This window comes from Trinickia sp. (genome assembly GCF_051953405.1).
In the GTDB taxonomy this organism is placed as follows: Bacteria; Pseudomonadota; Gammaproteobacteria; order Burkholderiales; family Burkholderiaceae; genus Trinickia.
Genome location: NZ_JBQCIV010000098.1, coordinates 17,930 through 42,468, shown reverse-complemented (window position 1 = coordinate 42,468; position 24,539 = coordinate 17,930). Strand labels below are relative to the sequence as shown.

Annotated in this window: 25 protein-coding genes; 14 read left to right on the top strand and 11 right to left on the bottom strand. The window is 64.2% G+C overall.

Annotation, left to right across the window (positions count from 1 at the left end; all coding sequences use genetic code 11):
* The first annotated feature begins 578 nt into the window (after positions 1–578).
* From ACTHN9_RS17135 to ACTHN9_RS17110, 6 genes are all read left to right on the top strand, one after another.
* Positions 579–875 (top strand): toxin-antitoxin system TumE family protein, encoded by a 297-nt coding sequence (locus ACTHN9_RS17135; protein ID WP_440537970.1) that lies wholly within the window; start codon positions 579–581, stop codon positions 873–875.
* A complete protein-coding gene (locus ACTHN9_RS17130) occupies positions 872–1,246 on the top strand; it encodes an HVO_A0114 family putative DNA-binding protein (RefSeq protein WP_440537969.1) in 375 nt (124 codons plus the stop codon). The genes ACTHN9_RS17135 and ACTHN9_RS17130 overlap by 4 nt, the downstream gene beginning before the upstream one ends.
* 28 nt (positions 1,247–1,274) lie before the next feature.
* On the top strand, positions 1,275–1,415 hold the full coding sequence (locus ACTHN9_RS17125; RefSeq protein WP_440537968.1) for a type II toxin-antitoxin system RelE/ParE family toxin: 141 nt from the start codon (positions 1,275–1,277) through the stop codon (positions 1,413–1,415).
* 2 nt (positions 1,416–1,417) lie between these two features.
* The gene (locus tag ACTHN9_RS17120) at positions 1,418–1,708 is read left to right on the top strand and encodes an addiction module antidote protein (protein WP_440537967.1); all 291 of its coding nucleotides are present in this window, start codon (positions 1,418–1,420) and stop codon (positions 1,706–1,708) included.
* 197 nt (positions 1,709–1,905) lie between these two features.
* A complete protein-coding gene (locus tag ACTHN9_RS17115; RefSeq protein ID WP_440537966.1) occupies positions 1,906–2,484 on the top strand; it encodes a hypothetical protein in 579 nt (192 codons plus the stop codon).
* A gap of 141 nt (positions 2,485–2,625) precedes the next feature.
* Positions 2,626–3,477, top strand: coding sequence for a hypothetical protein (locus tag ACTHN9_RS17110; protein WP_440537965.1), 852 nt, complete (start codon positions 2,626–2,628; stop codon positions 3,475–3,477).
* A gap of 142 nt (positions 3,478–3,619) precedes the next feature.
* Here ACTHN9_RS17110 and ACTHN9_RS17105 read toward each other — a convergent pair whose 3' ends face one another.
* Positions 3,620–5,938 carry a dockerin gene (locus ACTHN9_RS17105; RefSeq protein ID WP_440537964.1) on the bottom strand — a complete coding sequence of 773 codons (2,319 nt, stop codon included), beginning with the start codon at positions 5,936–5,938 and terminating at the stop codon, positions 3,620–3,622.
* 367 nt (positions 5,939–6,305) lie between these two features.
* On the bottom strand, positions 6,306–8,888 hold the full coding sequence (locus tag ACTHN9_RS17100; RefSeq protein WP_440537963.1) for a glucose/quinate/shikimate family membrane-bound PQQ-dependent dehydrogenase: 2,583 nt from the start codon (positions 8,886–8,888) through the stop codon (positions 6,306–6,308).
* A 558-nt stretch (positions 8,889–9,446) separates the two neighbouring features.
* On the opposite strand from ACTHN9_RS17100, the gene ACTHN9_RS17095 reads away from it, so the two are divergent.
* The 3 genes from ACTHN9_RS17095 (at position 9,447) to ACTHN9_RS17085 (ending at position 11,943) form a co-directional block, all read left to right on the top strand.
* The gene (locus ACTHN9_RS17095; RefSeq protein ID WP_440537962.1) at positions 9,447–9,986 is read left to right on the top strand and encodes a cytochrome b; all 540 of its coding nucleotides are present in this window, start codon (positions 9,447–9,449) and stop codon (positions 9,984–9,986) included.
* A gap of 255 nt (positions 9,987–10,241) precedes the next feature.
* A complete protein-coding gene (locus tag ACTHN9_RS17090; protein ID WP_440537961.1) occupies positions 10,242–10,883 on the top strand; it encodes a hypothetical protein in 642 nt (213 codons plus the stop codon).
* A 118-nt stretch (positions 10,884–11,001) separates the two neighbouring features.
* Positions 11,002–11,943 carry a cation diffusion facilitator family transporter gene (locus tag ACTHN9_RS17085; protein WP_440537960.1) on the top strand — a complete coding sequence of 314 codons (942 nt, stop codon included), beginning with the start codon at positions 11,002–11,004 and terminating at the stop codon, positions 11,941–11,943.
* A gap of 149 nt (positions 11,944–12,092) precedes the next feature.
* Here the strand turns inward: ACTHN9_RS17085 and ACTHN9_RS17080 are convergent, their stop codons facing one another.
* From ACTHN9_RS17080 to ACTHN9_RS17060, 5 genes are read right to left on the bottom strand one after another with little or no spacing between them, the layout of a single operon-like run.
* Positions 12,093–13,475 (bottom strand): ATP-binding protein, encoded by a 1,383-nt coding sequence (locus ACTHN9_RS17080; RefSeq protein ID WP_440537959.1) that lies wholly within the window; start codon positions 13,473–13,475, stop codon positions 12,093–12,095.
* Positions 13,472–14,146 carry a response regulator gene (locus tag ACTHN9_RS17075; RefSeq protein ID WP_440537973.1) on the bottom strand — a complete coding sequence of 225 codons (675 nt, stop codon included), beginning with the start codon at positions 14,144–14,146 and terminating at the stop codon, positions 13,472–13,474. The genes ACTHN9_RS17080 and ACTHN9_RS17075 overlap by 4 nt, the downstream gene beginning before the upstream one ends.
* A gap of 25 nt (positions 14,147–14,171) precedes the next feature.
* A complete protein-coding gene (locus ACTHN9_RS17070; protein ID WP_440537958.1) occupies positions 14,172–14,903 on the bottom strand; it encodes a cytochrome b/b6 domain-containing protein in 732 nt (243 codons plus the stop codon).
* Entirely contained in the window at positions 14,875–15,048 is a 174-nt protein-coding gene (locus ACTHN9_RS17065; protein WP_440537957.1) for a hypothetical protein, read from the bottom strand. The genes ACTHN9_RS17070 and ACTHN9_RS17065 overlap by 29 nt, the downstream gene beginning before the upstream one ends.
* On the bottom strand, positions 14,993–15,256 hold the full coding sequence (locus ACTHN9_RS17060) for a DUF1924 domain-containing protein (protein WP_440537956.1): 264 nt from the start codon (positions 15,254–15,256) through the stop codon (positions 14,993–14,995). Before ACTHN9_RS17060 ends, ACTHN9_RS17065 begins: the two co-directional genes overlap by 56 nt.
* Before the next feature lie 295 nt (positions 15,257–15,551).
* On the opposite strand from ACTHN9_RS17060, the gene ACTHN9_RS17055 reads away from it, so the two are divergent.
* Positions 15,552–16,094, top strand: a complete 543-nt coding sequence (locus tag ACTHN9_RS17055) for a Spy/CpxP family protein refolding chaperone (protein WP_440537955.1) — start codon at positions 15,552–15,554, stop codon at positions 16,092–16,094.
* A gap of 42 nt (positions 16,095–16,136) precedes the next feature.
* Here ACTHN9_RS17055 and ACTHN9_RS17050 read toward each other — a convergent pair whose 3' ends face one another.
* Positions 16,137–17,036: a LysR substrate-binding domain-containing protein gene (locus ACTHN9_RS17050; protein WP_440537954.1), complete on the bottom strand. Its 900-nt coding sequence runs from the start codon at positions 17,034–17,036 to the stop codon at positions 16,137–16,139.
* A 180-nt stretch (positions 17,037–17,216) separates the two neighbouring features.
* Between ACTHN9_RS17050 and ACTHN9_RS17045 the strand changes: the two genes are divergently transcribed.
* On the top strand, positions 17,217–18,785 hold the full coding sequence (locus ACTHN9_RS17045) for an MFS transporter (protein ID WP_440537953.1): 1,569 nt from the start codon (positions 17,217–17,219) through the stop codon (positions 18,783–18,785).
* 78 nt (positions 18,786–18,863) lie between these two features.
* Here the strand turns inward: ACTHN9_RS17045 and flhC are convergent, their stop codons facing one another.
* The 3 genes from flhC to ACTHN9_RS17030 form a co-directional block, all read right to left on the bottom strand.
* Positions 18,864–19,388, bottom strand: a complete 525-nt coding sequence (gene flhC, locus ACTHN9_RS17040; RefSeq protein ID WP_440537952.1) for a flagellar transcriptional regulator FlhC — start codon at positions 19,386–19,388, stop codon at positions 18,864–18,866.
* Between the two features lie 13 nt (positions 19,389–19,401).
* Complete coding sequence (flhD, locus tag ACTHN9_RS17035) at positions 19,402–19,719, bottom strand: flagellar transcriptional regulator FlhD (protein ID WP_440537951.1); 318 nt, start codon at positions 19,717–19,719, stop codon at positions 19,402–19,404.
* A gap of 201 nt (positions 19,720–19,920) precedes the next feature.
* On the bottom strand, positions 19,921–20,739 hold the full coding sequence (locus ACTHN9_RS17030; protein ID WP_440537950.1) for a helix-turn-helix domain-containing protein: 819 nt from the start codon (positions 20,737–20,739) through the stop codon (positions 19,921–19,923).
* 83 nt (positions 20,740–20,822) lie between these two features.
* On the opposite strand from ACTHN9_RS17030, the gene ACTHN9_RS17025 reads away from it, so the two are divergent.
* The 3 genes from ACTHN9_RS17025 (at position 20,823) to ACTHN9_RS17015 (ending at position 24,511) form a co-directional block, all read left to right on the top strand.
* Positions 20,823–21,518 carry an aspartate/glutamate racemase family protein gene (locus ACTHN9_RS17025; protein WP_440537949.1) on the top strand — a complete coding sequence of 232 codons (696 nt, stop codon included), beginning with the start codon at positions 20,823–20,825 and terminating at the stop codon, positions 21,516–21,518.
* A gap of 361 nt (positions 21,519–21,879) precedes the next feature.
* Positions 21,880–22,287 carry a heme-binding protein gene (locus tag ACTHN9_RS17020; RefSeq protein ID WP_440537948.1) on the top strand — a complete coding sequence of 136 codons (408 nt, stop codon included), beginning with the start codon at positions 21,880–21,882 and terminating at the stop codon, positions 22,285–22,287.
* 49 nt (positions 22,288–22,336) lie between these two features.
* Positions 22,337–24,511 (top strand): malate synthase G, encoded by a 2,175-nt coding sequence (locus ACTHN9_RS17015; RefSeq protein WP_440537972.1) that lies wholly within the window; start codon positions 22,337–22,339, stop codon positions 24,509–24,511.
* The last annotated feature ends 28 nt before the right edge of the window (positions 24,512–24,539 follow it).

The following is a 24,539-nucleotide window of genomic DNA, read 5'->3' as shown; positions in this document are numbered from 1 at the left end:
TGGCCTGCGCCTCGGCGTCATAGGCAAGCAACACCGCACGAGGTTTTCGCTGTCGTTTCATTAGTCGATCTCTCCTTTTCCGGTAGGCAGCGTGATAGTCGCATCGACGCCTGTTCCTTGCACAGGCCCCATCGCCGCGTGCCCCATGCCCAGATGGCGCTACAGTCGTCCATGTCGACGAAGTGCTGCTGCATGCACTCGTCCTCGATTTCCGGCGCGAGGAAAAAGCCGGCAGTCCTGCTGCACGTCTCCGACCGACGCATCCTCGCTGTACTCGAACGGCTGCGCGTCGGCGAGCGCCATTTTCGGGGCAGCGTCGGGGGCAGTAACTTCGGCCGGCGTGCTACCGACAACGCTTTGTAATTGATTAAGTCATCAGCGCTTACGTCGTCGTAATTATGACCGGGCGGTTTCCATGCACTCAGCCGTCAGGTCAGCCGTGCCCCATGGCGCGGCGGCTCGGCGGTTGATGAGGTGATGGGAACCGCGCGTTGCTATGCATATGTGTGCCAGGACGCAAGAACCTTTTCTCGGTCCGTAGGCTTTACGTAAGCCGATCAGGCGTGATATATTGCGTCATGGCTGAAACGAAAATCCATGACGAGCGCCACGTCATTACCAAGCGACGAGGGAACGGAGAGCTGAGGCGTGAGGTCTGGGTCGATGCGGCCGGTCGTATCACTCGCTACAACCTCGCCTATATCAACCACGAACTTTACCAAGGCGACAACGGGCGGGTGATTGGCTACGACAACGCGCACGGTTACCATCATCGACACTATTTCGGACAGTTGGAGCCGATTGACTTCGTCAGCTTCGAAGACATCGGGGACCAGTTCGCGCGTGACTGGACCGCATTGCGGAGCAAATCATGAGCAAGACCCGAATCGAAACCGGTACAGAGGCTGAATTTTTCGCACGGGGCAAGCGTCTCGCTCGCCAGGTCGATCGCGGCGAACGCCTTGCCGAAACTCACATCGTCACGTTCGACGATCCGGCTGACGTTGCCCAGTTGCTTACTCAGGCGCGCATCGGTCTGTTCCGCACGGTCAAAGCCGAACCCGCTTCTATCACGGCGATTGCGGCGCGCCTGCATCGCGATCGCAGTGCGGTGAAACGCGACGTTGACGCGCTGCTTGCTGCGGGATTGGTGTCGGTCGAGACGGCCGCGAACCCTGGACACGGCACGCAAAAAATAGTGCGAGCCGTTGCGTCGCGCGTCGACTTACACGTCTTGATTGACTAGACCTCCCGGTATTAGTTCGGAATTGCGCGTGGACTACGGTCCTGGATATCGCGTGTACTACGCGCAGCGACGTGATGTCGTCATTCTGCTTCTATGTGGCGGAGACAAACGCACCCAGGAACGCGACATCCAACAAGCGCTGGTTATGGCCAGCGAACTGGAGTTTTGACAATGGGAAGGGTCACTCTGCAATACGACGTCGCCAACCATTTGCGCAACGAAGAAGAAATGCGTCTGTACATCGAAGCCGCGTTTGAAGAGGCCGGCGACGATGCGGCGTTCATCGCGAGGGCATTGGGCGATGTCGCGCGCGCACGCGGCATGACGCAGGTCGCACGCGATGCCGGACTATCCCGAGAGAGCCTGTACAAGGCGCTATCCGGCGAACGAAGTCCCGATTTCTCCACCATGCTTAAGGTCCTGCGCGCGTTGGGGCTGCGTTTGCATCCTGAATTCCAATAGGCATAGGCCCCAAGTAAGGCGACGAGTTCTTAGTCGCCTGTGGTATCCCCGCCTTGAGCTATGCGCCGTTTTCTAATCGAGAACGTGGTCAAGTCCATAGCTATCCCGCCGTTGGAAGCGGGTAGCGGGAGATTGGACGGGGCCGATGTGCGGCCGCAGATTGAATGTGTGTTCGACAGAAACCGGAAACGATGGCAATGCAGGGCAATCGATCGACAGCGGCAAAGCGACTTTGCGGGACGGCGTGGGTGGCGCTCGTCTTGGCCGGCGTCAGCCCGCACGCGACGAGCGGCGACCTATCCTCCATGCAATGCGGACAACCGCTCGCGCAGCGTCTGACGCAGGCGGCTCTCGCGTCGCCTAACGCCGTGCAGCAGGACGGATCTCTCTATGGCGTACAGCGCTGGACTGCCGCCACGCACGCGAGCTACTTCGGCCTGCAATTTCCAGGATTGCTCTCGTGCGCGTACACGGTGAGTGCGATCTTCCGGGCGGCATGCCACCCGATCGGCAATCTTGCTTCGGTTTCCTCTGTCGACGCTGCGCTGTCGCGTTGGCCGAAGGTCACGGCGATCGAAGAGCTTAAGCCCGGTGACGTCGTGTTTTGGCGACCACGGCGCACGGGCATATTGCGATGCCGCACTACTCACTGGCACGTCGGCATCGCCGTTCGCGATGGCCGCACGGTCGACAACGATTGGTGGTCGGGAAAGCCGGAAGAGCACTCGGTCAGTCGGCTGTGCTCGGTATTCGCCTATGCGCGCCGCGCGCCGTAAGCTCGAGCAATACGAGTATCGCTTTCGAGGAAAGCAGGCCGATTTATTCGTGACTTCCAGGGAATCAGCGCTTTGATGAGTTTTATATGTGTGTCCAGATTGACGTGTGTCCATACAGCCATCGCGATGGCGAGCCTATGGTTGGCACCATCTGCCATCGCATACACGACGAACACGTGCGACGAACATTGGTTTGTGCCGACTCCGGGAAAGGAGTTCAACGGAACGTCGGGTGTTTACGATGGCAGTGTCGGCGCTTTCACGCTAAAGCGAGAGCAAGATAGCTGTGCACGGCATGAAATCAAGGTCCTTGGTTGGCGCGATTACCAGCAGACCGAAGGTTTTGCCATCGTCGACGGCAAAGGCTACTTCATCAACCGATACCAAGGCGGCCTAGCGCCTAATTGCGGCATGTCGGGCGACGGAATAATCGACCCACAGTGCCTGCTGCCGAAGCCGCTACGACATTTCGAAAACCAATATCACAACTACTACTACCAGATTACCGATGGTGCGGATCTGAAATTGGTTCCGCTGGGCGCAGCGGAGCTCGATCGCATGTTACGGATCGACAAACGCGGCTTCTGGGATATTCAGGCATATGCGACGGATGGAAACTCGGTCTTCCTCATCACGCACCCTTCCGATGGCGGCATCAGTGACACGGTCCTGCGCATCAGAGACGCCGACCTGCAATCGTTCCGCCGTGTGATTCCGGAGGGATCGCAGGACACGCACGCCTGGTCTGCCGATCGCGCCCACGTGTATTTCTACGGGAGAGCCGTGCCCGGGATGAATCCCGATCATGCTCTTCAACTCGTCGGGGACGAGAGGAATCTGACCTACTTCGTTGTCAACGACGCCAAGGTGTTCCAGGTCGACTTCGACGAGATAAAGGGGCGTCCCGACATGCCCCCGTCTCTACGCGCTACTGCCTCCGGTTTCGAAGACGGCAAACAACGCTACGACCGCAGTGGCCGAAAGAGTGACTGAGGTGTCAATCGAGTCGGTGCGGCAGCAAATGCAGCCCGTGTCGCGACCGATCGACAGGGCTGCATGACAACCGGCATGGGTACTACGATCCGCTACGCCCGCCCGATTGCGATAGCAACCGAACGGGCGCGCGTCCACCGAATCAATTGCTATAGATCAGCCCTCGGCCCGTGCCATTCACATAGATGCGCCCGTATGTGTTCCAGTCGGCCGCGATGTGATCGATGCCGCCGAACTGATGCGCGTCATCGTTGAAGCGCGACCAGCTCGCACCGCCGTCGTCGGAGTGATACACGCCCCACACGCCGTTCATCGTCCCCACCACATAGATCGCGGCCGAGTAGGGGGCACCGTCCGCCGGCTTGCCCAGCGCGATTTGGCTGGCACCTGCCGCGCCGTTGGCGGGCGCGAAGCCGCTCGACTTCGTCCAGCTCGCGCCCGAATCCACCGAGTGGTACACCGCATTGCCGTCGGTCAGCCAGATATCGCCCTCGACGTTGGGGTTGACCACCATCGAGCTATGGCCCCAGTCGTTGGGCGCCAAGTTCGCCGACACCGAACCCTGGCTCAGCGCGAACGTATGACCGCCATCGGTCGAGACATAGACCTTGCCCGCTGTTGCCCACGTCGCGCCGCCCGAATCGTAGGCGTAGACCTTGTTCGGATTTTGACGGTCCGCCGCCAAGCGATAGCCGCGCGGCCAGCCTTGGCCGACGACAGGTAGCGCCGGCAGGTCGGTCGATGTCCAGCTCGCGCCGTTGTCCGTGGTGTAGGACGGCACCGAGTTGGCCGGTGCCCAGATAACGTTGTTGCGGGACGTCGCCACGATATTGCCGGTGGGTGCCGTGTTCGACTGAGCGCCGGCAGGCAGGGTCGCGAAATTCGACCACGTGTTGCCGCCGTCTCCCGACCAGAAGCCGAAGCCGCTCGCACCGGACCAGTTCGCCACCCCCGCACCGACGATATAGAGCGGATCGGACCACACCATGTCGGCCGAGTTGCCGCTGCTCCAATTGGCGGTGGGCCCGAGGGTCGGCTTGGTCGTGGGATCCGTAATGACCCACGTGCCGATGTCGCCCGCACTGTTGATCAGCTTGTACGGCGCACCGGCCGGCGGGGTGGTGATCGATAAGGTCGCGGTCTCCTCGAGGTTGTTCACCTTCAGGTTCCAGGTCGGCGTTGTCGAGGAGGCGTCCGTGGTTTCCCATATGCCGCCGCCGAAGATGTGCATGATGTGGTCGCGGTTGGCCGGATCGATCACGGTGTCTTCGTTCCAGCCCGAATAGCCGTTGCCGCCGTTATGGGGCATGTTGGCTTCGATTTCGCGCCAGGTATTGCCGCCGTCGTCGGAGAGCTGGGTGACTTGCATTCCGGGGTAGTTGCCCCAGGTGCCCGTCACGCCCAGCGCGATGCGGGCACTCGAGCCCAGGCCGGAGACGGACAAGCCGCCGTAGCCCCCGTATGTGCTGCTGTTCAGTAAGGTCCAACTGCCGTTGTCGCTGGCGCCGAATTGGTACAGATAGCCCGGCCCGCCGGCGCCTTGCCCGGCGTTCTTGTTGAACACCATGTAGAACATGCCGTCGGCGGTGCGCACGATGTGCGGGATGTAGTAGCCGGACACGGCAGCGGGAACCGGCACCGGCGCCCACGTCGCCCCGCCGTTGAACGATCGGTACAGCGTCGACGTCAGGCCTGCTGCTTGAGCGTAATCCGGCGCGATCGAGGCCCACATGATCCAGGTGGGCTGCCCGCTGCCCACGGTCGAGCTGTCGAACACGACTTGCTCGACGCCGATCGGGGTACCGGTCATCGTCGTGGACGATAAGCCCGTGACTTGACTCCAGGTATGGCCCGAATCCCAACTCTTCCACAGGCCGGCCGTGCGCGAGGCGTAGAACAACGTCGACGGATTGTTGGGGTCGACCGCCAGGCGTTCGCCGACAGCCCGGCCGGTATCGTTGCCGCCTACCGGGAACGGCAAGGCGTACCACGACCATGTGGCGCCGCGATCGCTCGAGATGTAGATACGGCCGTTGCTACCCCAGTACGTGGTGTCGCCCGTGACCATATAGACGAGCTGATCGTTGGTCGGGTCCAGCGCCAGGCTTTCGACGCCGTGGTATCGCCCCTCGGTCGCGCCGAAACCCAGGCCGTCGGTGAGCGGGATCCACGAGGACGCGGTCGAGTCCCAGCGGTAGGCGCCCCCGACGTCGGTGCGCGCGTATAGGAGGCTCGCGTTGGTCGGATGGTAGATCAGGCCGGTGACATAGCCGCCCCCGCCCCATTTGACGCTGGTCCAGCTCGTGGCCGGAGCGCTCGTCGCGGCAGCGGCCGCTGCAAACGTTTGCGCGGAAGCGTGCGAAGCGCTGCCCGTCGTGCCGGCGCTCCCGCCTCCGTTACATGCTACAAGGGGCAACGCTGCGACTGCTGCCCATACTCCCCCGCGAATTCGACTTCTCATCTTCATCTTGTGTCCCGTTCGGTCATACCGCCTATACCGCGTTAGGCAGCAGCTTTCGACGCAATGTGTCCACCCCTTGCGTCTTCGCTGCGGCGTTCTGGATCAATAGAGGAGTCGGGAGCAACGTCGGCGATAGGTCACCCGGTCCGTCGGTCGTGGGCTACAAGACCTCGCTCGGCCGAACTGCGCAACGCATTCCGAACGGAATGACAACCGCTATCGATTAGTAGTCCTAACTATCCTACTATTACGGCTATCTTAATTGTCCAATTGCGAAAAATCATTGAGCGGTTGGCCGAAATGCTTGTAAGGAAATCCTTCTTTTTGGGTGGCGATTTCCTGCTTTTGTGGGTTGTGGGGGGGGCGCTCACCGATTCGGCAACGCATAAGCAATCACGTAGTCGCCCAACTTCGTGCCGAACGATCCGTGACCGCCTGCCGCGATCACCACGTATTGCCGGCCGTTGACGGAGTACGTCATCGGCGTCGCCTGTCCGCCCGCGGGCAAACGCGCACGCCACAATTGCTTGCCGTTGTCGACGTCGAAGGCACGCAGGTAGTTGTCGGCTGTCGCGCCGATGAACGCCACACCGCCCGCCGTCACGATCGGACCACCGAGCATCGGCATCCCCACTTTGAACCGTAGCGGGATCGGCGAGCTGTCGCGCGTGGTCCCGATACGCTTTTTCCAGACGATTTGGTTCGTCTTCAGATCGATCGCCGAGATATAGCCCCATGCGGGCTGCTTGCACGGAAGCCCGAACGGCGAAAGAAAAGGATTGAGCGTGACGCCGTAAGGCACACCATATTGCGGCTGGATGCCCGCTTCGGTCCCGCTGCCCTTGGCGCCCGCCACCGGCTCCATCGGATTGCCGGGGCCGCGGGGAATAAGCCGCGAGACGAACGGCAGCGCGATCGGATTCGCAATCGCGATTTGACGATCCGTATCGACCGCAATGCCGCCCCATTCGAACATCCCCAGGTTGCCCGGGAACACAAGCGTGCCTTGCAGCGATGGCGGCGTGTAAATCCCTTCATAGCGCAGCCTATGGAACATCACGCGGCACACGAGCTGGTCGTACATTGTCGCGCCCCACATGTCCGCGCCGGATAGGTTCTTCTTCGGCCGGAACGTGAGATCGGAGAACGGCTGGGTCGGCGATACGCGATCGCCGGGCGCCGCACCCTGCGGCACCGAGCGCTCGGGGGCGGGCACGACCGGGACACCGGTGCGGCGATCGAGCACGTACAGATTGCCCGTCTTCGCCGGGGCGTAGACCACGGGGACGGTTTTGCCGTCCTTGCCGGCGATGTCGGCGATCGTCGGCTGCGAGGGTTGATCCATGTCCCACAGGTCGTGGTGCGTGCTCTGGTAGAACCATGCGAACTGCCCCGTCGAGGCGTGCAGGGCCAAAATCCCGCTCGCATAGCGCTCCTGCAACGCCGTGCGATTGCCGCCCCAAATGTCCGGCGTCGATACGCCCATCTGGAGGTAGACCAGGTCGAGCTTCGGGTCGTACGCGGCAGGCGCCCACGAGTTCGGGGAATTCCACGTGTAGTGCTGACCGGGGCCGGGAATCGCATTCGGATTTTGCGCGCCCGGATCGAAGGCCCAGAGCAATTTGCCCGTGCGCACGTCGAAGCCGCGAATCACCCCCGACGGCTCGCGCGTCGAAAAATTGTCTTCCACCGAACCCGCCACGACGATCACCTTGCTCGTGACGACCGGCGGCGATGTCGGCTCGTACATGCCCGGCGTTGTCACAGGCTCGTTATGCTGGAGATCGAGATCGCCGTCGGTCGCGAAGTCTGCGCACCGCTGGCCAGTCTGCGCATCGAGCGCATAAAGATGGCCGTCGTTGACCGGTAGGAAGATGCGTCGCGTGCACGGCCCGGTTCCGGCCTCGGTGGCAGACGGCGCTGCCGCCGCGCCGGAAGCGGCGGTGGCCGCAGTGGCCGCGCTGGCTGCGGTGGAGGTGCCGGCGGTTGTATCCGCAGTATCGGTAGCGGTACTCGCCGTGCTGCCCGGCGTTGCCGCCGAGGCGTCCGACGCCGGCAGCGCGGCCTGGCTTGCCGAGGCGTCCGAGGCGCCTCCGGTGGCCGTCGCGGCGCCGGCCGGCTCACCGCCATTGGCCGAAAGGTCCGCATACGACACCCCGCGGCAGGTCACGTGCTGAAACGAAGGATCCGCCTTCAACTTCGGATCGAATTTCCAGGCGAGCTTGCCCGTCTGCGCGTCGAGGGCGAACAGAATCTGGTGCGGCGAGCACAGGTAAAGCAGGTTGCCGATCTTGAGCGGCGTCACTTCGTTCGTGATTTCCACGGGATCGTTCGGCCCCTTCATGTCGCCCGTGCGAAACACCCACGCGACCGCGAGGTGCTTGACGTTGTCCGGTGTGATCTGTGCGAGCGGCGAATAGCGCGTGCCTTCTTGCGTGCGGCCATACGCGGGCCAGTCGGCCGCGCTCGCGCTAGCCGACGAAGAGGCGGGCGCCGACTGTGCGGTCAGCGTGCCGTCGATCGTTTGCGGATCGTTGAAGCAGGCATAGGCAAGCACGCCGCCCCAAATGACGAGCGCGCCGAGCAGCACGCCGATGGCCGCGCCGCGGGGCGGCACGAGCGACCAACTGACGAACAGCAGCAGCCAGATGCCGAAAACGACGAGTACGTCGGAGCGCGGCACGAGCGCCCAGAAGTCCGGGCCCGATTCCCACAGCGCCCATGCGGCCGTGCCGACGAGCACCAGTGCGTAGAGCATGAACGCGCCCGGATGGCGCCGCCACATGAGCCAGGCGACGATCAGCAGGACGATGCCCGTTACGACGTAATAGGGCGATCCGCCCACTGTAAGCAGCCATATGCCGCCGACGATCAGATAAAGCGCCGTAAGCCCGCAGAAGATGACGGACACGATGTTGAGAACGGGCCTAGGACTGGATGCGGTGGACATGATGGACTCGAACTCCGCCTGGGTGACGATTGAGGGGATGCGGCGCGGTAATGACGGTATCGCTCAAGCCACTGCTTTGCGACGGTATCGAAAGGCTCTCCGGAGGGACTTTCGGCGGCGCGGCCTCCGAGCTGGCTTGCCCAAACGCACCGGCTGCCGCGACCATGAGCGAGAGGCACAGCCCCGGACGCGTCAATGCCTGGATGTTCATCGCGTTCGATCCTCGAGTGACAAATTGGCCGCGGGGGCGGCATGCGGCGCGGCGACCGCCCGCGCGAGCGTTCAGGGTTCAGCGTTTCGCGTCGCCGCGATCGGATGCCGAGCGCGCGACGTACTGCTGCGTGCAAGGGTTATGCCTGTCGGTGGCGGGGGCTTCGACGACGATGGGAATTCGGCGGCGCGCCAATCGCGCTCAATGGCATACCGGACAAGGCGCTGCGTCTTGTCCCTATTCGTCCGATGGCATCGATCCGGCAGTTGCCGCGGGCCGCCGCCTTAAGCTTGAGGTAAGGCTTTTCAGGCAACATGCACGCCAATCCGACTCTTCGAGGCTGAGCAATGTCCCGCATCTCACATTCAGGCAGCGAGCGCTACGACCTCGTGGCGCGACTTCTTCATTGGCTGATCGTCGTGCTCGTCGCCGTCCAATTCGTGCTCGGCTGGACGATGCCCGACGTGCATCGCGACACGCAGCCCGTCGATCTCATCGCGTGGCACCTCGCAACCGGCGCCGCGCTAGTCGCGGCCATGGTCGCGCGCGTCTTGTGGCGTCTCACGCACCGGCCGCCGCCCACGGATCTGCCCCCGCTGATGGATACCGCTTCGCGCGCCACCCACTTTCTGCTCTACGCCGCGCTGATTGCCGTGCCGCTGCTGGGCTGGGCGAACGCATCGTCTCGCGGTTGGGCGGTCAAGCTCTTCGGCGCACTGCCGTTGCCGGCGCTCTCGCCCACGGGCTCGAGCATCGGACATGCCATGGGCGACGTGCACAGCGCCCTCGCTTGGGTGCTGCTGGCGCTGATCGGCATGCATATCGGCGCCGCGCTGTTTCATCGCTTCGTACGCAAGGACAACGTGCTGCAACGGATTACCTGGTGATTCGCCCCTCGATCACCGCGTCGGCGTGATGCGGGCGGCCGGTTTCCACCGCGTGGAACGAGCCGCCTCATTCGCCCCATTGTCCCGATTCGCTCGATTCACCCCATTCGCCCGATCCAGCCGATCCGAATGCGATCGATGTGCCGACTCGCTTTCGTTAAGCGGACTCGGCAAGCGATTGACCTACCTCAATCGCTGTCGTATAGCCGGGCAGCACAATGAAAGGCCCGAGGTCCATCCGCGCCGAGGTCCGTCGTGGCGACACTGGCCGTGCTGTTCGTCGTCGTGCTATTGATCAATCTCGCGCCGGCATTTGCCCCGCCTACATGGATGGCGATGTCCTGGGTCGGGTTCAATGTGCCGGGCGGCAACCCGTTCGTCTTCGCCTTGGTGGCCGCCAGCGCAGCCACGATCGGCCGAGTGATTCTTGCCACGCTTGCGCGTGTGCTCGTGCGCAGCCGGCTGATACGCGAGGCCGATCGGCAAAACATCGACGTCATCAAGGCGCGGCTGAAGAAGCACAGGACGATGACAGCCGGCGCGTTCTTCTTTTATGCGCTGAGCCCGTTTCCGTCGAACTATCTGTTCATCGCCTACGGGCTGTCGGGCCTGCCGCTTAGAGCGGTCGGCGCCGCATTCTTTATCGGCCGGGCAACGAGCTACTCGCTTTGGGCGTATCTTGGCCGATTCGCCGCGATGCGTCTCGATGCCGAAACGCAATTCGAAGGGGGCTACCTCAGCGGTTACTTTGTCGTGACGCAGATAGCGTTGCTCGCCCTCGTGTACGCGCTCATGAAACTCGATTGGCAAGCGCTCTTGGAGCAACGAAAACTAAGCTGGCGACGCCCGGTCAAGCCGATCGAACAAACGGAGCACGGCAAGAGCACGCCGCGCTGACGGATACCGTGAGCGATAAGCGGCAAGCAGTAAGCCGCCACGGTACCGCCTGCGCGACGGCATTCGACGCACAAGCCGCGTTCGCGGCAGGCCTCGCTTTTCAGGATGCAAGCACGACATGAAGACCGACGAACTTTTCGACGACACCGAGGACACCGCGCATTCCGCCGCCGAGCGTGCCGCCGCGGCCTCGCGCAGCACGTGGGTCAGCGTCGCCGTCAACGTGTCCCTAACCTTGGGCCAGGTCCTGACCGGTGTCTTGTCCGGTTCGCAAGGCCTCGTGGCAGACGGCATTCATTCGCTCTCGGATCTCATTGCCGACTTCGTGGTGCTCTTCGCCAGCCACCATAGCAAGCAGGGCGCGGACGAAAGGCATCCCTACGGCCACCAGCGTTTCGAAACGGCCGCTTCGCTCGTGCTAGGTGCGCTGCTCGTGGCTGTGGCGGTCGGTATGCTCTGGGCCGCGCTCGGGAAGCTTGTGGATCCGGCGTCGCTCAAGCGCGTCCATATCGTCGCGCTGTGGGTGGCGCTGGCGGCGCTCATCGTGAAAGAGCTGCTGTTTCGCTACATGCTCTCGGTGGCCAAGCGCGTGAAGTCGAGCATGCTCGTCGCCAACGCGTGGCACGCGCGATCGGATGCCGCGTCGTCGCTCGTGGTCGGGGTCGGCATCGTCGGCAATCTGGCCGGCTATCCGATCCTCGATCCGATCGCAGCGCTCGTGGTCGGCCTGCTCGTGTTGAAGATGGGGTGGGCCTTCGGCTCGGACGCGCTGCACGATCTCATGGACCGGGCCGCCGACGAAGAGGAAACCCAAGCGATCCGGCAGACGATCCTCGATACGCCCGGCGTCATCGGCATTCACGATTTGCGTACGCGCAAGATGGGCGACATGATCGTGGCCGACGTTCATATCGAGGTCGACGCCGGTATATCCGTCGAAGCAGGGCACGGCATTGCCGTCGCGGCACGCGAACGTGTGCTCAAGCGCCACAGGGTGCTCAACCTCATGACGCATGTCGATCCGCGGCGGCGGACCGACCGGGGGGCGTCCGCTGCCTAAAACGACGCAATGGCCGCTCGAGCGCCGGTATCACGTCGTGCAAGGCGCGCACCTTAACGGCCCCCATTGGGTAGACCTTGCTCACTGCCTCGATGGAAAAGACGGTTTCCATGGCGCACCGGATGTCGAGCTTGCACGTATCGACGACCTTAGCAATCCCTGTTCGATACCCGTTGATTTGAGTCAATGGCCGCAGCGGGAAACGACACCTCGACGAGCAGACCGCCCAGCGCAGGCGATCGGTTCGCGCGGATGTCGGCGCCATGCGCACTCGCGATGCGCCGCACGATCGACCAGCCTAGCCCGCTCCCGGGCGGGCTGTCCGCCCGAGCGCGGAAGAACCGTTCGCCGAGCCGCTTAAGCTCGTGCGGCGAAAGCCCGGGGCCGCTGTCTTGCACGGCCAAGACCACGCGTGCGCCTCGGCGCGCCAGCGACACGTCGATACGCGCGCGCGCGGGGCTATAGCGGACCGCGTTGTCGACGAGATTGCGGATCAGCGATTCGAGCAGCACGGCGTTGCCCGATACAACGCATGAGCCCGGCGCATCGAGCGCCAATTGCTGCGATTTGGCGATCGACCGGGGCGCGATGTCCGCGATCGCGCGCCGCGCGAGTGCGGCAAGATCGACCAAGGCGTGCTCGCCGGATAGGCCCGCATCCAGGCGCGATAGGAGCAAGAGTTGGTCGACCAGATGGGCGGCGCGCTCGCACCCTTCGAGCACGCCGACCAACGCGTGGCGCCGCAATTGCGCGTTCGGCTCCGCCATGGCCACCTGGGCTTGCGCCTTGATGGCGGCGATCGGGGTGCGCAGCTCGTGCGCGGCATCGGCCGTGAATCTGCGCTCGGCGTCCAAGACGGCTCGAATCCGGTCGAACAGACGGTTGAGCGCGTCGAGCAGAGGCTGCATTTCCTGTGGCGCGCGCGTCATCTCCACGCGATCCAATGCGCGCGGATCGCGGCGAGCCAGTACGCGTTCGAGATCGCGCAAAGGCGATACGCCTCGCCGAACGGCCCACCAGGTGGCGAATGCGAGCACCGGCAGCGCGCCGGCCAGCGGCCAGAGCGCACTGCGCATCACCGCCAGCAGAATCGCGGTGCGCGAATCGATCCGCTCGCCGACGTAGACGTCGATGTCTCGTTGCAGGCCGGGTGCCGCGAAGACGCGCCACGTGCGGCCCTCGATGCGCACCGTCCGGAAGCTCGGCGTTCGGTCTCGCCCGAGGGGTACCATCGGCACGCCGGGGGCATTGGCCGAATGAAGCCCCAGACGTCCCTCGTGGAAGATTTGGAAGACGACCTTGGGCGCGTAGGGATGCAAAACGGGCGCGTCGAGCGCCTCGTCGTCGTCTTTCGTTTGAGCGGTCTGCATGACGAGCAGCGCCGCGGCCTGCGCGAGATGGCTGTCGAGCAGCCGATCGATTTCGCGTCGCGTATCCAGCCACGAAAGTATCGCTGCGATCGTCCACACCGCGAGGACGACGCCGATCACGAGCACGAGCAGGCGCTGCTGCAGCGAGCGAGGCAAGATCATCGGTCTTCCGTGCGTTCGTTCAGCAGGACATAGCCCACGCCGCGCACCGTGCGGATCAGGCCGCTGCCCAATTTCGTTCTGAGGCGATGGATGTGGACTTCCACGGCGTTGCTGTCGACTTCCTGCCCCCAGCTATACAGATGCTGCTCGATTTGTTCGCGCGAAAGCACTTGGCCCGCGTTGAGCATGAGCACGTGCAGCAGATCGAATTCCCGAGTGGACAGCGTGACCGGTGTGCCTGCGCGCAGCACCGTCCGCGAGGCGGGTTCGAGCACCACGTCCTGAGCTTGCAGCCGCTCGCGCGGCCGGCCGTGGGCGCGGCGCACCAGCGCCCGCAGCCGCGCGCCCAGTTCATGCAGGTCGATCGGCTTGACGATGTAGTCGTCGGCACCGATGTCCAAGCCGCGGATGCGATCCGGCACGGCGTCGCGGGCCGTGAGAACCAAAATCGGCGCCTCCACCCCGGCCTGCCGGGCGCTTTGCAGCACTTCGATGCCGTCCAGGCGCGGCAAACCGAGATCGAGCACGGCGGCCGCATACGGTTGCGCCCGCAGCTCGCGCTGCGCGGCTTCGCCGTCGCGGACCCAGTCGACCTGAAAACCCTGCTGGCGCAGCCCGGCACGGATGCCGTCGCCGAGCAGCGGGTCGTCTTCGACGAGGAGGATGCGCACGATCGAACCGTTCGCCGCGACGCGGTCAGTCGCCGTCGCCATCGGCGCGCGAATGCCCGGCGTCCCCGGTCGATTGCGTCGCCGCGGGGGCAAGCGGTGCGCTCGTCCATTGCATCCACCATCCGCCCGCGACGAGCGCGATCAGCAACGCGGCGATACCCCAGCGCGCCTTGCGAATGCCTTCGTCGGGACGGCCGGATTTGTAGCCCGTCACCATGGCACGAACCAAGTTGTCGCGGTGCAAGAAGCTGCTGGCCAGCACGGCCAGCACATGCAGGGCGACGAGCGCGAGCATGACGTTGGCGACGCCTTCGTGCGATTCGCCCAGCCACTTCCCGCCGGCGTCGTTGTACTCCGCCCATCCGGTTGCCCCGAGCGCCAAGGTCAGGAGCAGCATGGCAACGATGGCGAGCGCGCCTGCCGGATTGTGGCCGACGTATCGCTCCGGGTGCCCTTTGACGAGCAGCGTCACGTAGCGGATGACGGACGCCGGCGAGCGCACGAACGAGGCGAATCGCGCGTATTTCGTGCCGGCCACGCCCCAGACGATGCGAAGCGCCACGAGTCCCACCATCGTGTAGCCGAGGGTGGCGTGGATCAATCGCCACTGCTCGCTTTCCGAGGTGAGCCACGCACCGGCGAACAAGGCGACCATGAGCCAATGGAATACGCGGACGGGGGCGTCCCATACGAGGATCCGGACCGTTCCGGCGGGGCGCGCGTGCTGTTCAGCGCGGGATGCGGACGTATCGTTCATCGAAATCTCCTTGATCGGCTCGGGTATGACAGGCAGCGCAGTTCGAGGCGCTTTTGATCGAGGCGCGCTGCCAAGTGGATGCGGCGATTTCATCGTGTTCGGCGATGAACCACCGGGAGTCCGTTGCCGGTCGGCACGGCGCCATGGCACGTCGCGCAAGCCCACTCGCGGCCATGCCGTGTCGTGAAGAACCGTTGCCCCTGCGCGGGCACGGGGGCGGTACCCGCCTGTGCGGCATAGCCTTGGAGAATTTGTGCAAGAGATTGCGCGTAAGCGGGTAAAGCTGAAGCGGCGGCAATCATGCCGAGGACGAACAGCGAACGAGATACGCGCAAGCGCTCAGACGTGAGCATCGTGATTCCTCCCGGTAGATGTTCTCCATGTTCGGGTGGCTTGCTTACCGGATTCTTAACTCCGGCATCGGTCCCATTGTTCGACGGGACTCGGAACGCCTCCTTGACCCGCATCAAATCGACGGGATTGGGTTGGGGGCGATCGAGCGTTCACCGAGCAAGCGCGTCGCGCGGGGCGAATTCGCGAGGGCTTGATGCCAATCAATGGCTCGGCCACCGGTACTCCTACATTGAAAACCATCGGCGCTCGCTGCGAACGAGCGAACGTTCATGGCTCATGACAAAGGAGAGGAAGATGATTGCGGTCGCGCGTATGAGAGGCGTTCTCTTTTCTTTGGTCGGCATTGCCGTGGCGAGCGCGGCTTTGGCTCAATCGCCCGCTTCGCCGCCGCGAGGCGCCGGACCTTGGGGTGGCCCCGGAATGATGGGCGGCTGGGGCGGGGGGGGCGGGATGATGGGCTACGGCCCCGGACGCGGCATGATGCGCGGGTATGGCATGGGCCCGGGTGCGATGATGTCGGACGCATGGGCGGGCGGATTGGATTTGTCCGAGGAGCAGCGCACGAAGATCCACCAGATCCAGGACGAGACGCGCAAGCGACACTGGACGCTGATGGGCTCCATGATGGATCAGCAGGCGAAGCTCAGGGATTTGTATGAGGCGCCGCAACGCGATACGGCCGCGATCGACAGCACCTATAAGGCGATCGACGGCATGCGTCAGCAGATGATCGATTCGTCCGCCGATGCGCGCAAAAGGATCGAAGCCGTTCTGACCAAGAAGCAGCTCGACCAGCTTCGCACGCTCCAGAATCAGCAAGACCAACTGGGTTGGTAGCGCACAATCGCTCGCCGGCACGCATGCCGCATGCGGCGCCGATCAATCGATGCGCGCGCCGCCGCCCAGCCGCTCGGCGAGAAAATCGACGAACGCGCGCAGCCGCGGCGGCATGTGACGGGTCGCCGGCCAGAGCGCGCGAAACGTGCCTTCCAGCGTGCGCGACGTTTCCAACACCGTCTTCAATTGGCCCGACGAGATCGCGTCGCGCACCAAGAAATCGGGCAGATAGGCGATGCCGAGCCCTTGGACGGCCGCGGTCAGCACGGCTTCGGCATGGTTGAACACGAGCGGCGCGCTCGCGGCGCCGGACAGCGCGGGCTCGCCGTCGATCAGCCAGTCCTGCCACTTTCCGCTCGATCGATATTTGAAACGTAGACAGACGTGATCGGCCAACTCGCTCGCTAGCCGTGGGACGCCATGCTGCGCGAAATAGCTGGGCGAGCCGCAGACGACGAATCGATACGGCGCCAGCGGCTTCGCTTGCAAACTCGAATCCGCCGGCTCGCCGCCGCGGATGACGACGTCGAACCCTTCTTCGATCACGTCGACGTGGCGATCGCTGAAATCCAAATCCAGTTCGATGTCGGGATAGCGCGCGCGGAACGCTCCAATGACGGGCAGCACGAGGCGATAGCCGATGGCGGGCATGCTCGCGTGCACCCGGCCGCGCGGCGAGCCGCTCGCCTGAGAGAGCTGGGCTTGCGCGTCTTGAATGTCTTGCAGCGCGCGGCGGCACCGTTCGAAAAAGATTGCGCCTTCATCGGTCAGGCCGATGCGCCGCGTCGTGCGATGAAACAGGCGCACGCCGAGGCCTTCTTCGAGCTTCGCGATGCTTTTGCCGACTGCCGATGCCGAGATGCCGAGCGCGCGGCCCGCCGTGACGAAGCTGCGCGTTTGAGCGACGCGGACGAAGACGGCAAGCCCACTAAGCGTATCCATCGATGAGCGATTGAGGAAAAGTTGTCCTGTGAGTGCGGAATGCGCGCCTATTTAAACACGATCGCTCGGTGCATAAGATGGCGGCTCCATGACTGCCGGTAAGCGTTGTCGCGATGTGTCGCACAGCATCGTCGACACGCGCTCGGCAAAACGCAATCGCACATGCCATCCGAGGAGCTTATGCAGGCAAGTCCCGAAACGATCGATGTCGAAACATCGCGTGTCGCCGAGAAGCGTTCGATCTTGGGAGCGGTTTGTCTGGCGGCCGTCTCGATGCCGCTGAGCTTTACCGGACCGGCCTTGGCGCTGCCCGCCATTGCCCGAACGCTTGGGGGCTCGCCGCTCGCACTCGCTTGGGTGACGAACGCGTTCATGCTCGCGTTCGGCAGCTGTCTGCTCGTGGCGGGGACGCTCGCCGATCGTTATGGCCGCAAGCGTGTATTCCTTTGCGGCACGCTCGGCTTCGCGCTCTCGTCGATCGTCGCCGCGCTGGCGCCATCGCTGCTGGCGCTCGATCTCGCGCGGGCCTTGCAAGGCATGGCCGGCGCCGCTGCCCTGTCGGCCGGCGCCGCCGCGCTTGCCCAAGAATTCGACGGCGATGCGCGCACGCGCGCATTCAGCTTGCTCGGCACGACGTTCGGCGTGGGGCTGGCCTTCGGGCCTGTCCTCGCAGGCGCCCTGGTCGCACATTTGGGGTGGCGCGCCGTTTTCGCGATCGTGACGTTCGTCACCTTGCTCGCTTCCGCGTTCGGTGCGAAATGCATGCGCGAAACACGCGACCCGCTCGCCCATCGCCTCGATTGGCCCGGCGCGGCGACGTTTACGTGTGCCTTGGCGCTCTTCACCTATGCGGTGCTGCGTGCACCCGGCAGCGGCTGGACGAGTGCTCCCGTGCTCGCGCTGCTGGCGGCATCGGCCGCGACCGCGGCGGCATTCGTCGCGATCGAGCTTCGTGCCGAACGCCCTATGCTCGATCTCGCGCTGCTGCGTTATCCGCGCTTCGTCGGCGTGCAATTTCTCGCGGCGGCGCCGGCTTATTCGTACGTCGTGCTGCTCGTGCTGTTGCCGGTGCGGCTCATCGGCATCGAAGGATTTGACAGCGTGACAGCGGGGCGGATGATGTTCGCATTATCGGCGCCGATGCTTGTCGTGCCGCTCGTGGCCGCCTGGCTCGCGCGTTCGATCGCGCCGGGCGTCGTGTTGGGCGTGGGCTTGCTGCTATGCGCCTGCGGGCAGCTTTGGCTCGCGCAATGCGCGCCCGGGCAACCCGTCGGCCACTTACTGGCCGCGATGGTGCTCATCGGTACCGGGGTGAGTTTGCCTTGGGGACTGATGGACGGGCTCGCCGTGAGCGTTGTGCCGAAGGAGCGCGCCGGCATGGCGGCCGGCATCTTCAATACGACGCGCGTGGCCGGCGAATGCATCGCCGTTGCCGTCGTCGCGGCGCTGCTCGCGAATTTCGCGCAGGCGAGCCTGCGGGCCGCGCTGCCGGGCGGCGCTCAAGAAGCAGCTCTCGCGCATGCCGCGAACCGGCTCGCCATGGGCGATGTGCAGGCGGCCGCCGCGCAGCTGCACGGTGCGACGAGCGGTGCGCTGATCCACGTGTACGGCGCGGCGTTTCATTCGCTGCTCTACGTGCTGGTTGCGATTACCGTGCTGTCGGCGTGCTTGGTGATTGGCTTCCTCAGCCGTCCGACGGCATCGGTCGACGATACCGGCACCCAATCCCGGATGTCCCCGTGCAACTGATCGGCCGACGCGCGAGTTCGGGCGGGTGGGCTGTGCAGCGGTTCGGCGCGCCCCGCCCGTGGAACGAGTGCTTCGCGCTCAGTTCAGGACCTTGGCTTTCTTGCCGGCGCGCGAAGGCGGTTGGCACATCACGCACGCTTTCGCGCGGGGCAGATCGTGCTTGTAGGAAACGAACTTGCCCTTGCAGCGGCAGCATTGATGCATTTCGAGAATGCCGCCGTTGAAGAAGCGCACGAGCGTCCAAGCGCGCGTCAAATCCAGATGCACGTCCAAGCCGCCGTTCGCGCAATGTTCGCGATAGAGCCGATAGCCCTTCGTCAGCGCTTCGACGTGCGAGCAGCGCGCTTCGTCCTTGAGAAACGAGTAGGTGTGATAGAAGAGCGAAGCATGGATGTTGGCCTGCCAGGTCATGTACCAGTCGGCGGACGAGGGCAGCATGCCCTTCGGCGGCGACTCCGATTTGACCTCGCGGTACAAGCGAATCAGCCGCTCGCGCGAGAGCGAGAGTTCCGATTCGAGCACCTGCATGCGGGCACCCAGTTCGATCAGCGCGACGGCGCGCGACACTTCTTGCGCTTCTTCGATCAGGCTCGTCTTCGGCATGGCGATCTCCCTGTTAGGCGAATTGGCGGGCAGGCTGCGCGGCCAGCAAGATGGCCGCGTGCGTGGCGGTGGCATCGAGCCCTTTATCGACAGTCGTCAAGGCCGTCAGCATCGCCGCGTCGTCGAAGCGGAAATCGCAGACGATGTCTTCGGATTGCGAGAGCTTGATCGTTTGAGCGGGCGAGAGCGTGTGGATCAAATCGGCCATCTGCGACGACAGGCCGAGCTTGAACAGCCCTTCGGCGTAGTCTTCGTTGAGCATGTGCTGCGCAAGCATCAGATACGAGAGATTGATTTCGCGTATCGTTTCGAGCACTTCGCGATTGTCCACTGTAGCCTCCGCGGCTGGTAACGGGGTGCACGCCGTTCATCGGGGGGCCGCTTTAAGTCGGCAGCGGGATGCGTGCGTTGGATGAAAGTATTGTTCAGATCGTTGCCCGCACCAATCAGCGGCGTCGGAACATGATGTCGTCCGCACCGATCTCGAATGTCAGCGTTTTCCTACGCGTGCGGGCATGCGGCTTGCGCTGGCTCAGGCCAGCAAGCGGCGGTAGTGGGCGGGCGTCAGACCGAACGCGCGTTTGAAAGCATCGCCGAAGTGCGACTGGTGCGAAAAACCGCACGCGAGCGCGATATCCGCGAGCGTCAGGCGGCCGGCGACCAGGAGACGGCGCGCCGCCTGCAGACGCTGCTCGGTGAGATAGGCATGCGGGGTCACACCGACTGCCGCTGTGAAGCCGCGCAGGAACGCGAGCGGCGATTGCTCCACGAGCGCGGCGAGTTCGTCGATGAGGAGCGGTTGCTCGAAGGCGTCCGCGATCCGGGCCAGGACACGGGCGTAGCGCGGGCGATCCGCGTCGCCGCGACGGGCCGAGCCTTCCGATTCCGAACCCAACCCCAAGCCCAATCCCAGCGCCGCGAGGCGCCATGCCAAGTCTGCGATCGAACCCTCGTCGCGGGCCGGCGCGAGCAAGGCGCGGCGCAGCGCGCGCGCCAGCGCGAACGCTTCCCGCGCGCCCCCGAAACAAACGCGCGTTCGATCTCGGACGAGTTCGTTCGCGCAGCGCAGAACGAGATATTCGCCGCCGATCGCGGATTCCGAAAACACGTCGACGCCCGCGGGCGTGCGCGCAAGTGTGCCGGGCCACCGATCGAACGATTCGCGCCGATCCGAGCCGATGGCATGCACGCCCGTTTGCCGCTCGAGCGCGACGCCGATGGAAGCCACATGTGCCGGATCGCACGCGCTATAAGGCGCACGCGGGAGCAATTGCAGCGTCAGCCGGCCGTCGGCCAATGAAACCGGTTGGCCGACGCGCGGGCCGGCGCACGTCGATGTGCCGGCATTCACGATGAAATTTCTCGATAGACGGTAGCGGTGCCGACGCGGCACGCTCGTGTTTCGCACCACCATCACCTTTGGAGGAAACGACGATGCGAACGATCGGCTTGATCGGCGGGATGAGTTGGGAGTCTTCCGCGGAATACTATCGAATCCTGAACCAAGCGGCTAGAAGCCGCTTGGGACCCTTGCGCTCGGCGCAACTCCTCATGTACAGCGTGGATTTCGGGCCGATCGAGCAGGCTCAGCGCGAAGACCGTTGGGAAGACGCGGCCGGCATCTTGCAAGATGCGGCACGCCGTCTGCATGCGGGCGGAGCGGACTGTATCGTCTTGTGTACGAATACGATGCACAAGGTCGCGCAAGCCATCGCGCGCAGCGTGCCGATCCCGTTCCTGCACATCGGCGATCCGTTGGGCCAGGCATGCCGCAGCCGAGGATGGAATCGCGTGGGCTTGCTGGGCACGGGCTTTACGATGCGCCAGCCGTTCCTCATCGACTACTTGCACGAGCGCTATGACGTGCAAATGAGCGTGCCGTCGGAGGCGCAACGCGACCTCGTGCATCGCGTCATCTACGAGGAGCTGTGCGTAGGCATCGTCAGCGACGCCTCGCGCCGCGCCTATATCGAGGTGATCGATTCGCTCGCGCAGCGTGGCGCACAAGCGATCGTGCTCGGTTGCACCGAAATCGAGCTATTGATCTCGCAGGACGATAGCCCGCTGCCGGTGCTCGATACGACGCACCTGCACGCCATGGCGGCATTCGAGTTCGCCTTGAACCCCTGAACCCTAAAGCGGGCGCATCGCCGAGCACGCGGGGGCGCGCGGTCAGCGCAGTGAAAGGCGGGCCGCGCAAAGCCGTATGCGGCGGTTCGATGCGCGCCGATGGACGAGTCGCGACTTTCTTGTGAATAATGGGATTGTCGCCGCTCGCCACGAGCGTTTTCGAGCCGCCGTCGCCGCAGTGCACAAGCGCGCAATGGCGCCGATCTACTTAAGGTCGGGATTGGCATCTATGCTGTGGAACAGCAGGTCGGTATTCGTTCACGCAACCTTCGGGCAAGCGCAAGCTTGCGACAATGAATGCGGGCGCCGTACACCGCGCCGACGTCGCACCTTCCTTTGACCTTTGAGAGAGAGCTGATCGATGCAAACGAAACCCGTACTTGGTCTCGCCGAAGCGAACAAGATCATCGAAACGGCACGCGCCGAAGCCGAAAAGCACGGCTGGAACGTGTCCATTGCGCTGGTCGACGACGGCGGACACCCGCTCGCGCTGACCCGCTTGGACGGCGCCTCGCCCGTTAGCGCGTATATCGCCATCGAGAAAGCGCGCACCTCGGCGCTCGGCCGACGCGAATCGAAAGCATATGAAGACATGATCAACGGTGGGCGCACCGCATTTCTGAGCGCACCATTGATCAAAGGCACGTTGGAGGGCGGCGTGCCGGTGGTGGTCGATGGCCAAGTCGTCGGCGCGGTGGGTGTCTCGGGCGTCAAGTCCGAACAGGACGCGCACGTGGCGAGGACCGCCGCCCAAAGTATCGAACGTTAGCCCAACGCCGATTTTCAACGACAGGGACGAAGCGAAGCGCACCATGAATCTGACCGACCACTCCGGGCTGCGTGTCGACACGGCACTCAGCCATTTCATCGAGCGCGAAGCGATGCCGGGCACCGGCATCGACGCGCAGGCCTTTTGGCAAGGGTTCGCCGAGATCGTCCATGAACTCGCTCCACGCAATCGTGCGTTGCTGGCCGAGCGCGACCGTCTGCAGACGGCGCTCGACGAATGGCATCGCGCACACCCCGGCCCCATTCGCGACTTGCGAGCCTACCGCGCGTTCCTGCAAGAGATCGGCTATCTCGTGCCGGCCCCGGCCGACGTCGAGGTGACCACGAGCGGCGTCGACGTGGAGATCGCCGAGCAAGCGGGGCCGCAACTCGTCGTGCCGCTCTCGAACGCGCGATATGCGCTCAATGCGGCGAACGCGCGCTGGGGCAGCCTGTATGACGCGCTGTACGGCACCGATGCCCTGCCCGAGGACGACGGTGCGACGCGCACCGATCGCTACAATCCGGTGCGCGGCGCGCACGTCGTTGCCTACGCGCGTGCGTTGCTCGATCGCGCGGCGCCGCTCGGCGGGGCGTCGCATCGCGACGCGACGGCCTACGCCGTGCGCGACGGCCAACTCGTCGTGCGCACGAAAAAAGGCGAAGCGCACCTGGCCGAGCCGGCTCAATTCGTCGGCTACCAGGGCGAGGCCGACGCGCCCTCCGCCGTCTTGCTCGCCCATCACGGGCTGCATATCGAAATCCAGTTCGACGCGCAAGCGCCGGTCGGCAAGACCGATCCGGCGCACGTGAACGACGTCGTACTCGAGGCTGCAATCACGACCATCATCGACTGCGAGGACTCGGTAGCCGCGGTGGATAGCGCGGACAAAGTCGCGCTCTATCGCAATTGGCTCGGGCTCATGCAAGGAACGCTCGAGGAGCGGGTCGAGAAGCACGGCAAAACGTTCACGCGGCGCTTGAACGAGGACCGCGTCTACCGGACGGGCGATGGCGGCACGCTGACGTTGCATGGCCGCTCGCTGCTGTTCGTGCGCAACGTCGGCCACCTGATGACGACGAGCGCGGTGCTCGATCGCGACGGACGCGAAATCCCCGAAGGCATCCTCGATGCGGTCGTCACGACGCTGTGCGCGTTGCACGATCGCCGCAACCGGCGCAACTCGCGCGAGGGTGCGATCTACATCGTCAAGCCGAAGATGCACGGGCCGGCCGAAGCCGCCTTCGCCGACGAGTTGTTTGGCCGCGTCGAACGCTTGTATGGCCTGCCGCCTCGCGCGATCAAGATGGGCATCATGGACGAAGAGCGCCGCACCAGCGTGAATCTGGCGGCGTCGATCGCGGCGGCGGCGGGGCGCGTCGCCTTCATCAATACCGGCTTTCTCGATCGTACCGGCGACGAGATGCATTCGGCGATGGAAGCGGGGCCGATGCTGCGCAAGGGCGATATGAAGCACGCCAATTGGATTGCCGCTTACGAGCGCAACAATGTGCTCGTCGGCCTGGCGTGCGGGTTGCGCGGGCGCGCGCAGATCGGCAAGGGCATGTGGGCGATGCCCGATCTCATGCACGCGATGCTCGAACAAAAAGGCGCGCAGTTGCGCGCCGGCGCTAACACCGCGTGGGTCCCTTCGCCGACCGCCGCGACCTTGCATGCACTGCACTATCACGACATCGATGTCCAAGCCGTCCAGCAATCGCTCGAACGGATCGACTATGCGAGCGAACGCGATGCGCTGCTCGATGGCTTGCTGACGGTGCCGGTCGTGGAGCGCGCGCCATGGTCGCGGGACGAGGTGCGTCAAGAACTCGAGAACAACGCGCAGGGCATCCTCGGGTACGTCGTGCGATGGATCGACCAGGGGGTGGGCTGCTCCAAGGTGCCCGATATTCACGACATCGGCTTGATGGAAGACCGGGCGACGCTGCGCATCTCGAGTCAGCACATCGCGAACTGGCTGCGCCATGGTGTCGTGACGCCCGAGTTCGTCAACGAAACGTTCGAGCGGATGGCGCGCGTCGTCGATCAGCAAAACGCGGGTGATCCGAACTATCGCCCGATGGCACCCGAGTACGCCGCTTCGATTGCATTTAGCGCCGCCTGTGCGCTCGTATTCGAAGGGCGCGCTCAGCCGAGCGGGTACACCGAGCCGCTGCTGCATCGATTCCGCCTCGAGTTCAAGCGTCGCTTAGCCGGCGGCTAACCGGATCGGCCGGCGCGCCGCCTCGGGG

Bases quoted from the DNA above. Each gene is read 5' to 3' on its own strand.
- ACTHN9_RS17105 (WP_440537964.1), bottom strand. From the start codon at position 5,938: ATGAGAAGTCGAATTCGCGGGGGAGTATGGGCAGCAGTCGCAGCGTTG.
- ACTHN9_RS17095 (WP_440537962.1), top strand. From the start codon at position 9,447: ATGTCCCGCATCTCACATTCAGGCAGCGAGCGCTACGACCTCGTGGCG.
- ACTHN9_RS17050 (WP_440537954.1), bottom strand. From the start codon at position 17,036: ATGGATACGCTTAGTGGGCTTGCCGTCTTCGTCCGCGTCGCTCAAACG.
- flhC (WP_440537952.1), bottom strand. From the start codon at position 19,388: ATGCCGAAGACGAGCCTGATCGAAGAAGCGCAAGAAGTGTCGCGCGCC.
- ACTHN9_RS17020 (WP_440537948.1), top strand. From the start codon at position 21,880: ATGCAAACGAAACCCGTACTTGGTCTCGCCGAAGCGAACAAGATCATC.
- ACTHN9_RS17130 (WP_440537969.1), top strand. From the start codon at position 872: ATGAGCAAGACCCGAATCGAAACCGGTACAGAGGCTGAATTTTTCGCA.
- ACTHN9_RS17055 (WP_440537955.1), top strand. From the start codon at position 15,552: ATGATTGCGGTCGCGCGTATGAGAGGCGTTCTCTTTTCTTTGGTCGGC.
- ACTHN9_RS17070 (WP_440537958.1), bottom strand. From the start codon at position 14,903: ATGAACGATACGTCCGCATCCCGCGCTGAACAGCACGCGCGCCCCGCC.
- ACTHN9_RS17100 (WP_440537963.1), bottom strand. From the start codon at position 8,888: ATGTCCACCGCATCCAGTCCTAGGCCCGTTCTCAACATCGTGTCCGTC.
- ACTHN9_RS17080 (WP_440537959.1), bottom strand. From the start codon at position 13,475: ATGATCTTGCCTCGCTCGCTGCAGCAGCGCCTGCTCGTGCTCGTGATC.
- ACTHN9_RS17115 (WP_440537966.1), top strand. From the start codon at position 1,906: ATGCAGGGCAATCGATCGACAGCGGCAAAGCGACTTTGCGGGACGGCG.
- ACTHN9_RS17120 (WP_440537967.1), top strand. From the start codon at position 1,418: ATGGGAAGGGTCACTCTGCAATACGACGTCGCCAACCATTTGCGCAAC.
- ACTHN9_RS17045 (WP_440537953.1), top strand. From the start codon at position 17,217: ATGCAGGCAAGTCCCGAAACGATCGATGTCGAAACATCGCGTGTCGCC.
- ACTHN9_RS17065 (WP_440537957.1), bottom strand. From the start codon at position 15,048: ATGGCGCCGTGCCGACCGGCAACGGACTCCCGGTGGTTCATCGCCGAA.
- ACTHN9_RS17060 (WP_440537956.1), bottom strand. From the start codon at position 15,256: ATGCTCACGTCTGAGCGCTTGCGCGTATCTCGTTCGCTGTTCGTCCTC.
- ACTHN9_RS17085 (WP_440537960.1), top strand. From the start codon at position 11,002: ATGAAGACCGACGAACTTTTCGACGACACCGAGGACACCGCGCATTCC.
- ACTHN9_RS17135 (WP_440537970.1), top strand. From the start codon at position 579: ATGGCTGAAACGAAAATCCATGACGAGCGCCACGTCATTACCAAGCGA.
- ACTHN9_RS17025 (WP_440537949.1), top strand. From the start codon at position 20,823: ATGCGAACGATCGGCTTGATCGGCGGGATGAGTTGGGAGTCTTCCGCG.